The sequence below is a fragment of the Alicyclobacillus shizuokensis NBRC 103103 genome (assembly GCF_001552255.1).
Classification (GTDB): Bacteria; Bacillota; Bacilli; order Alicyclobacillales; family Alicyclobacillaceae; genus Alicyclobacillus_G; species Alicyclobacillus_G shizuokensis.
This window is the reverse complement of record NZ_BCQV01000116.1, coordinates 1-1418: the sequence shown is the minus strand read 5'-3', so window position 1 is coordinate 1418 and position 1418 is coordinate 1. Positions and strand designations below refer to the sequence as shown.

Below are 1418 nucleotides of genomic sequence, written 5' to 3'. Positions count from 1 at the left end.
ACATCCTGCTGCGCCAAGGTTGGCTTCATCAAGACTTCATCCGAAATCACACCGTTGGATTTGACAAACTTGAGCAGGCAGTCAAACATTGGACGCCGAGGCTCACATCGCAGGTGACGGGACTCCCGGTAGCCCAGATCCTACAGGCAGCTGAACGGCTCGGTACTACCCAAACATTAGTATCTACCACCCTGGAAGGTGCATACCAGTCCGCGAATGCAACATCCACCTGCATCGCGATCAACAACCTGCATTTAATACGCGGATTGATTGGACGTCCCGGATGCGGACCGTTGCACATGGCTGGCCAACCCAGCTCGTCGGCGAATCGGACTGTCGGAGGTGTCGGAACTTATCCCGGCCATCGCAATCCATCTAATCCTAAACCCTCATGCCCCTGGCGGGGCACAATATTATCATGAAAATGTCCTGTAGTGTTTACTGGTCGGCGTCCATGATCCAAGATGAAACCAAGTAGGACAGGAAGGTTGTTTTCTTTATGGGGGACCGACCCCGACTTCTAAACTAGCCACAGCCGCCTTGAGCACAAATTATTGTTGCCACGAGCACATCCATCAAATTTCCTTCGGTCAGGCGGTTGTGCCCTACTTGGAAAGGATGAGGACACTTGGACGCCATCCGAGAATGCTGTGCTGGCTTGGATGTGCATCAGGCCAATGTAGTCGCCTGCGTTCTCAAGGGACCTCTAGAAGAGAAGCCCCAAATGTTCATTCAAGAGTTCTCCACCGTATTCTCTGGGCTACTCGAACTCTCCGACTGGTTGGCCGAACTCGGTTGCACAGAGGTTGCCATGGAAAGCACCGGCGTGTACTGGAAACCAGTATTTAACGTCCTTGAGGCCACCTGCGATGTAACCCTCGCTAATGCGGCTCACATCAAGAATCTCCCCGGCCGCAAGACTGACAAGAAGGATGCACAGTGGATTGCCGAACTGCATCGTTGCGGTCTGGTATCCAACAGCTTCGTTGCACCCCGTGAGATACGTGAACTGCGGGATTTAACTCGATACCGCCGAAAGCTAAAGGGCTACGAAACGTCAGAGCGTAATCGAATTCTGAAGGTGCTGGAAGATGCCAACATCAAGATTTCCACCTTCATGAGCGACGTATTTGGGAAGTCTGGCCGCCTCATGCTCGATGCTCTGGTCAATGGTGAAGCCATTGATCCCGAACAAGTGGCGGATCTCGCTAAAGGTCGGTTGCGAGCCAAGATCCCGGATCTCGTCCAAGCACTCAACGGTCGAGTGACACTGCATCACCGTAAGATGATTCAGCGTTCTTTGGAGCACCTTGAGTTTCTCGAGAAGTCCATCGCAGATCTGGAAGCAGACATGGAACACTACTTTGCTCCATATCAACAGCAGGAAGAATTGTTACAAACGATTCCAGGAGTGGGAC

General features: G+C 52.3%; 1 protein-coding gene. It reads left to right on the top strand.

All coding sequences use genetic code 11. From position 1 onward, the window contains the following. Nucleotides 1-628: 628 nt before the first annotated feature. A partial coding sequence (locus tag ASH01S_RS17550) for an IS110 family RNA-guided transposase (protein WP_157067239.1) occupies nt 629-1418 on the top strand: 790 nt, incomplete at its 3' end.